The organism is Micromonospora echinofusca (genome assembly GCF_017614955.1).
In the GTDB taxonomy this organism is placed as follows: Bacteria; Actinomycetota; Actinomycetes; order Mycobacteriales; family Micromonosporaceae; genus Micromonospora; species Micromonospora echinofusca_A.
This window is the reverse complement of the sequence record NZ_WVUH01000329.1, coordinates 1-7,998: the sequence shown is the minus strand read 5'-3', so window position 1 is coordinate 7,998 and position 7,998 is coordinate 1. Positions and strand designations below refer to the sequence as shown.

The following is a 7,998-nucleotide window of genomic DNA, read 5'->3' as shown; positions in this document are numbered from 1 at the left end:
CCTCCACCCAGGCGGCCCCCTCCGCCGGTGCGGTACCCACGGTCAGCGGCAACCCCATCCGGCGGCGTACCTCGTCCCGGTCCAGCCGGCCGGCGTCGTGCAGCAGCCGGGTCAACCGGCCGGCGAGCAGCCCCGGCAGGTCGTCCCGGCCGGCCACCGAGGTGAGGGTGTCCAGCCAGCGGTCGCGTACCCCGTCGTCGAGCAGACCCACGGCGGCCTGGACCCCGTCGATCCGGTCCCGCAGGGTCCGGGCCGCCGGGTCGGCGAGCCCACCCACGGCGGCCGGCAGCGCGGCACAGACCCGGGCCAGGATGCCGGTGGTCACCCCGGCCAGCCCACCCAGCTCGGTCCGGCGCACGTCGCCGTACCGCAGCGTGCGGGCCAGGGCGGGGAACGCCGCCATCAGGTGCCCGACGTCCGCGTCGAGGGCGGCCCGGGTGTCCAGGGCGCGCAGCACCGGTGGGTACGCCTCGGGCAGGTCGGCGAGCAGACAGACCTCCACCAGCGCGGTCACCTCGGCGAGGCTCTCGGCGGCCTGCGCCCGGGTGGCCACCGAGGCGGTCGCCGCCGCGTCCACGGTGGTGCCGTGGGCGCTCGCCTCCACCAGCCGTACCGCGAACTCCGGCTCCCAGCGCAGCCGCCACTGCTCGCGGAACGTGCCGGTGCTCCGGCGACCGCCGGTCGGCTCGCCCCACGGCACGCCGAGCAGCCGCAACCGGTGCAGCAGCCGGCTCCGCGCCAGGTCGGTGTCCCGGCGCAGGTCCAGGTCGAGTTCCCGGTCCAGCGCCTCCGGCTTCAGTCGCAGGCTGCGCTGCTGGGCGGCGAGGTCCCGGGCCAGCGGCACCGCCGGCATGTCGTCCGGTACCGCACCGAGCCGTTCCCCGACCACCAACCGCCGGTTGATCAGCTCCAGCCGCAGCGGCTCGCCCTCGCAGAGCACCGCCTCGCTGGCCTCGGTCAGCTCGGCCAGCCCGGCCAGCGGCCGGCCACGCAGGGTGGCCAGCGTCTCCGCCAACCGGGCGGCCTCGATGACGTGCGCGGAGGATGCCGGCACCCCCTCGTCCCGGAGCACCCCGGCGGCGGCCACCAACCACCGGGTGACCACCTCGTCCGGGGCACTGAACAGGTGGTGGTACCAGCCGGGGGAACGGACGCCCGCCGCGTACCCCTGCCACGAGGCGAGCCGCCCGTAGGTCCACGGCACCCAGGTGAAGGTCACCTTCGTCTTCCGGCGCCCCTTGAGCAGCGCGGCGTCCGCGCCGGCCGGGACCCTCGCGGTCAGCGCCGGTACGTGCCACGCCCCGCACACCACGGCGACGTTGTCGTACCCGCGTCGGGTCTGCCGCAGCACGGTGCGCATGTACGCCTCACGGAGCAGGTCGTCCGGGTCCTCCGGGGCGCCCTCCCGGATCGCGGCCATCGCCTCGGCGACCGCCTCGAACGCCGGTGCGCCCCGGTGCTCGACCACGTCCTCCCACCAGCGTTCCGGGTCGTCGTACCCGGCTGCGACGGCCAGCTCCCCGATCGGGTCGACCGGCCGCCGTCGCTGTTCACCACGGTCCGCACCGGCGCCGGGCTGCGCGTCCGGTTCGACCTGTTCACCGGGCTGCTCGCCGGACGGCTCGCCCGGTTCGGCCTGCTCGCCCGGTTCGGCCTGCTCGCCCGGTTCGGCCTGCTCGCCCGGCTGCTCGTCCGGTTCGGCCAGCCGGTAGGCGTACGGCAGGTCGAAGAACCGCACCGGCACGCCGTTGTCGACCGCCCAGCGGATCGCCTGCCACTCCGGGGAGAAGACCGCGAACGGCCAGAACCCGGCCCGGCGGGGATCGTCGGTGGCGTACCCGAGTAGCGCCACCGGCGGTTCGAGCCGCTCGTCGGCCACCCACCGGACCAGCTCGTCGGCCTCCGGCGGGCCCTCCACCAGCAGCACGTCGGGGCGCTGTTCGGCCAGCGCCGCCACGACCGCGCGGGCCGAACCGGGACCGTGGTGCCGGATCCCGTAGAACCGCTCAGGCATCGCGGGCGGCTCGGTAGAAGGCCCGCCAGTCCGCGCGTTCCCGGACCACGGTCTCCAGGTACTCCCGCCACACCACCGCGTCGGAGACCGGATCCTTGACGACCGCGCCGACGATGCCGGCCGCCACGTCGGCAGGGCGCAGCACCCCGTCACCGAAGTGGGCGGCCAATGCCATCCCGTTGGTCAGCACGGAGATCGCCTCGGCGGTGGAGAGGGTGCCGGTGGGGGACTTCAGTTTCGTCCGGCCGTCCTCGGTCAACCCGGACCGCAACTCCCGGAAGACGGTGACCACCCGGCGGATCTCCTCGACCGCCGTCGGCACCTCGGGCAGGTCGAGGGACCGGCCGAGCTGCGCCACCCGACGGGAGACGATCTCCACCTCCTCGTCGGCGGAGGCCGGCACCGGCAGCACCACCGTGTTGAACCGGCGGCGCAACGCGCTGGACAGCTCGTTCACCCCACGGTCCCGGTCGTTCGCGGTGGCGATGATGTTGAAGCCCCGCTGCGCCTGCACCTCGGTGTTCAGCTCCGGCACCGGCAGGGTCTTTTCGGACAGGACGGTGATGAGCGCGTCCTGCACGTCCGACGGCACCCGGGTCAGCTCCTCGACCCGGGCGATGGCGCCGGTCTCCATCGCCCGCATCACCGGGCTGGCCACCAGCGCGGCCGGGGACGGTCCCTCGGCGAGCAGCCGGGCGTAGTTCCAGCCGTACCGGATCGCCTCCTCGGCGGTACCGGCGGTGCCCTGCACCAGCAGCGTCGAGTCGCCGGAGACGGCGGCGGCCAGGTGCTCCGAGACCCAGGTCTTCGCCGTACCCGGCACACCCAGCAGCAGCAGCGCCCGGTCGGTGGCGAGCGTCGCCACCGCGATCTCCATCAACCGGCGGGGCCCCACGTACTTCGGGGTGATCTTGGCGCCGTCGCCGAGCAGGTAGGTCACCACCGCCTGCGGCGACAGCCGCCAGCCGGGCGGACGCGGCCGGTCGTCCCCGGCGGCCAGCGCGGCCAGCTCGTCGGCGTACTGCTGCTCGGCATGGGGGCGCAACGCGGTCAACGGAACTCCTTGTGCATCTCGGAACGGAAGGCGAGTACGGCGGCGAGCTGGCTCACGGTGCGCACCCGGGCCGCATCGGTACGGGTCGGCACCTCGGTGGCGCCGGTACCGTCGGCATCGAGCGCCTCGGCGAGGCGGCTGATCCGGTCGGTGTAGTGGGGCGGCATGGCCAGCGCGGCGAGCCGGCACAGCTCGGCCAGGTGCCAGGTGTTGTCGTTGCCCCGGGCGCGTCGCCCGATCGTGTCGGCGACCGTGTCGGCCAGCTCGTCGGGCCAGGGGCCGGGATGCAGCCCCAGCAGCCGGTGCGCCCGGTTCGGGTCGCTGCGCAGGGTGTCGGCGGCCAGCCGGGTGAGCCGGTCGGCGGGGAGCAGTTCGTGCAGCCGCCACCGCAGCGCGTCCGGCAGGTCGGCCGACTGCCGCCCGGTCGGCGCGTCGACGCCGTCGACGAGGGCGTCCGCCCAGGCCACGTCCTGCTGGTCGACCGCTGCCCGGGCCCAGCCCCGGCGCAGCACCGGGGCCCAGTCGTCGCCGACCGGCAGCGCCAGCAGCCCGGCCGGCGGCCGACCGGTGAGATCGGTCCAGGTGGCCAGGGGAGTGGCCGCGAGGATCTCCTCCAGCAACCAGGCGCCGGGCCCGACGCCCCGGGGCGGCTGCGGGTCCACCCCGTCCCGCCGCATCGCCGCGTCACACCCGGCCGGCGGGTCGACCACCAGCCGGTCGTCGTCCAACCGGACCACGGCCAGCGCCCGGTCCGCCATCCGCTGCCGCAGTCCGGAGCCGGGCAGCCGGCGCAGCAGCTCCACGGCGGCCTGCCGGACCTCCCGGCGCCGGTCGTCCAACGCCCGCTCCAGGAAGCCGTCGTCGGCCGGGGAGAGGCCCACCCGCAGCGCCTCGACGAACCGGGCCCGGTCCGGCGCGCTCTCCGTGGCGAAGGTGCTCTCCAGCAGTTCCCGACCGGCGTCCGGGCACTGGGACCGCAGCCGGGTCAGGTACGCCAGCCGTTCCCCGCCCGTCCCGGTCTCCCAGATCCCGACCGACGCCTCGCCGACCGTGCCGGTGGATCCGGGTGCCGTCGCGTCGGCGGCGACCACCGGCGGCGGCGTCGTGTCGGCGGGGACCGCTGGGGACGGCGCCCCGTCGGCGGGGACCATCGGGGCCGGTGCCTCGTCGAGCAGGTACCCCCACTCCGGGCGCTGGCCGGCCAACCACCGACCCCGTTGACCGGCCAGCCGGGCCAGCAACGGGCGCAGTGCCGTACTGCGGCGCCCGGCGTCCAGCAGTGCCGGCAGGGCCTCCGGTGGCAGTACCACCGGTCCGGCGGCGGCCAGCCGCAGCCACTCGGCGAGCAGATCCTGCTGGACCTGGGCGCCCCCGGGCGCGCCGCCCTCGGCGAGCAGCAGGTGCAGCCGGGCCGCCGCCGCAGGTGGCACCACCGGCACACTCTCGGTCGGCGCCGGGTCCACCGGCACCCGGCCCGGCACCGGGGTACCGGATGCGCGTAGGTAGGTCACCGCGACCGCCGCCGCCTCCAGCAGCGAGCCGGCCGAGTCGTCCCCGCCGACGCCGAGCGGTCGCCCACCCACCGGCACGGGGCCACCAGCCCACGGGCGGCGCCCGGTACCCACCAGCGCGGCGGAGAGCAGTTCGGCCGGCAGTCCGGTGGCCCGTCGGGCGACCCCGGCCCCGGCCCCCGCTGCGGCGGGCTGGTACTGCCGGTCCGGCCAGGCCGCCAGCGGGCGCAGCCCGTCCGGGCCGTACTCCCCGGCGAGGGTGGCCGGCCGGCCCCCGGCGGCGGCGAGCAGCCACCACGGCTCGTCGTACCCCGGGGTGAGCGGGAGCGCGTCACCGGCAGCATCCACCAGGTGACCGTCGCCGCTCGGTACGACCCCGGCCAGCAGCACCGGCACCGTCTCCCGCCACGGATCGGCGGCCAGCGCGGCGGCGTACTGCACCAGCGCGTCGCGTACCCCGACCGCCCCGGCCGGGGTGTCCAGCGGCACCGGTGCCGCATGCCGGGCGCCGACGAGCGCCCGCAGTGGCCAGGCACCCGGGTGGAAGTACAGGTCGGCGTCGACCTCGGTACCCGGTACCACGTCGGCGGGGAACGCCTGACCGGGCGCGGCGAAGGCGAGCAGCAGCGCGAACCGACCGCTGTCGACGCCCCGCAGCCAGGTCCGCCGGGTGGTCACCTTGTCGTCGGTCGAGTCCACCTGACCCAGCACCTGCCAGCGGTCCCGCACCGGCGGGCCGGCCAGCACCTCCTCGCTGGACACCGGAAAACCGATCCGGCTGCGTACCGTCGCGGCCAGGTCGGCGGGCAGTTCGTCCAGCCGGCCGGCGGCGGTCACCAGCAGCCGCACCAGCCCCAGTTCGCCGAGGAGCCGCTCGGACCAGTGGGCGCCGACCCCGGCCACCTGTCCCAACCGGCGTACCGTCGCGGCCACCGTGGGTGCCTGGGCGTCGACCAGCCGGGCGGCCACCGTCTCGAACGGGCGGTGCCCGGCGTTACCCGTCTCGGCGAGCCCCTGCTGCACCTGGTCGTCGAGCCAGCGCCGCAGCTCGTCCAGGCCGGCGGCCACCCGGGCGCCCCGCTGCTCCGCCCGCTTGGCGGCGGCTGCCGGATCGGTCGGGCCGGCGGCGGCCTTCGGTGCTGCCGCCTTGGCGGCCTTCGCGGCGCGGGCGGTCTGCCACTCCACCACCCAGTCCGGGGCGGTCGATCCGCCGTCCACCCCGGAGGCCCAGAGCAGCAGCAGACCCAGGGCATGCTTGCAGGGGAACTTGCGGCTCGGGCAGGAGCAGCGGTACGCCGGACCGGACAGGTCCACGCAGACCTGGTACGGCTTGCTGCCGCTGCCCTTGCACAACCCCCAGAGCACGTCGTCGGTCAGCCCGGTGGCCGCCCATTTGGCGGCACCGCTGACGCTGCGGGCGCCCTTCGCGGAGCTGGCGTCGGGGGCGAGGGCGAGGACCTGTGCGGTGGACCAACGATCAACGGGCACGGCGGCAATCTAGGCGACCGGTACGACACGGTCGTACCCGGGCACGGTCACGGGCCCGCCCGGCAACGCAGGACGGACCCCTGACTTGCCGCCTGTCGAGCTGCACCGTCTGTGCCAGCACGCTCGATGATCCACCCGGTTTCCAGGTGGTCGGTGGGTCAGTCCCGATCCGACCGTCCGGTTTCCTGAGAACGGAGTGGATCGAGGGAGGCGTGCCTGAACAGGTAGGGTTTAGGTGCCGGATTGCGGTCTATACCCCGCTTCATGGGATTGACCGACACGGGCGACGGGCTGGTGGACGGTCCGGCCACCCTGCCCCGGATCGAGCAACCACCCGCCTGGCGCACCAGACGGGGGTACCACCGGCCGGAACGGGACCTGCTGACCAAGGTCGCGACCGGGGAGTGGCTGGAGTTCGCCGCCGAGGAAGGCCCGGACCTCACCGTGATGCGCGACTGGGGGCCGGAGCGCACGGTCCGCGCCGGAGTGCTCTACCAGGTGCTCGCCGACCCGGACGGACCGCCCGTGCACGCGAAGGGACTCCGGCTGCGCGGCGTCCGCATCACCGGGCCGCTCAACCTGGAGTACGCCCAACTGCGCTGCCCGCTCATCCTCGACGCCTGCTACCTGGACGCGCCCGAGCCGGTGAACCTGCACGGCGCGAAGGTACCCGGGCTGGCGATGACCCGCTGCTACCTGACCACCGGGCTGGCCGCCGAGGGCATCGAGGTCAAGCAGGGCATCGACCTGACCGGTTCGGTGCTGCACGGGCCGCTCATCCTGAGCGGCGCGGACATCACCGGGCGCCTGGATTGCAGCGGGGCCCAGTTGAAGGGTCGGGATGACAGCGGCAACGCCCTGGTCGCGGACGACCTGAAGGTCAGCGCGGGCATCCAGTGCAACGACGGCTTCACCGCCGCCGGCGCGGTCCGGCTGAACAGTGCGGACATTGCCGGGAACGTGGACTTTACGGAAGCGCGACTGGCTGGCCGTAATGACGAAGGCGTCGCTCTGTGGGCCGACGGAATACGGGTGAAGGGCAGCCTCCTGTTTGAGCGCCTGATCGTGACAGCCGGGGCGGTAAGGATGGTGGGCGCGGACATTGCTGTCCAGCTCAACTGTCCGGGCGCGAAGCTCGCTGGCCGGGACGACGACGGCATTGCGTTCGCCATCGATTTCATCAAGGTCGGCGCGGGGCTCTTTCTCAACGGTGACTTCGTGGCTGAAGGAACGGTATGCCTGTCCGAGGCGAACGTGACGGGAGACATCGTTGGCGCCGGTGCCCGGTTCGCTGCGACTCAGGGGTACGCGCTGGTGGCGATGCGTATTCGGGTCGAGGGGAACATCAACCTCGGTGAGACCCAGATTGTTGGTGGTGCGGTCAATATTCGGGGTGCGGATATCAAGGGAAGCTTGAGCCTTTCTTCCGCGAAGATTCTCGGTAGGGATGATGACGGCGACGCGTTGGTTGCGGATTTCAGCAGCATCGGGTCGGGTGCGTTCTTGAGAAATGTGGTCGTAGGCGGTGGTCTGCGACTGGCGGAGGCTGGCTTGGTCGGCGACCTGGACCTTTCCGGTGGGCATTTCGAGTCGGCTCGTGGAGCGGCGGTGTTCGGTGCGCGACTGAAGGTGGATGGCGATTTGCTCCTGACTGGTGGGATTGTTGAGAGCGGTTGCGTTGATCTTGTTGGCGCTGAAATCAGGGGCATGTTGCGTTGCACCAACGTGAAATTTTCGGGCTCGAACCAAGATGGTGCGGCTCTGGTCGGCCGGCAGATGCGACTGGGGGGTGATCTGTTGCTCGATGGTAACTGTGTGGCTCATGGGCAAGTCGATCTGTATGAGATGCAGGTGGCGGGTGATGTGAAGTTTGGCGGGGTGACGATTGGATCCATCACTGGCTGCGCGCTTGATGTCGGGCGGGCCAGGGT

The 7,998-nt window shown here is 73.6% G+C and carries 4 protein-coding genes; 1 reads left to right on the top strand and 3 read right to left on the bottom strand.

All coding sequences use genetic code 11. From position 1 onward, the window contains the following. The 3 genes from GSF22_RS27305 to GSF22_RS27295 form a co-directional block, all read right to left on the bottom strand. A partial coding sequence (locus GSF22_RS27305; protein WP_208816608.1) for a DUF5682 family protein occupies positions 1-2,014 on the bottom strand: 2,014 nt, incomplete at its 3' end. Beyond that, on the bottom strand, positions 2,007-3,068 hold the full coding sequence (locus GSF22_RS27300; RefSeq protein WP_208816607.1) for an ATP-binding protein: 1,062 nt from the start codon (positions 3,066-3,068) through the stop codon (positions 2,007-2,009). The genes GSF22_RS27305 and GSF22_RS27300, both read right to left, overlap by 8 nt. Continuing rightward, a complete protein-coding gene (locus tag GSF22_RS27295) occupies positions 3,065-6,067 on the bottom strand; it encodes an SWIM zinc finger family protein (protein WP_208816606.1) in 3,003 nt (1,000 codons plus the stop codon). The genes GSF22_RS27300 and GSF22_RS27295 overlap by 4 nt, the downstream gene beginning before the upstream one ends. A gap of 264 nt (positions 6,068-6,331) precedes the next feature. On the opposite strand from GSF22_RS27295, the gene GSF22_RS27290 reads away from it, so the two are divergent. Next, positions 6,332-7,998: hypothetical protein (locus tag GSF22_RS27290; protein WP_244454212.1), on the top strand; the 1,667-nt coding region annotated here is incomplete at its 3' end.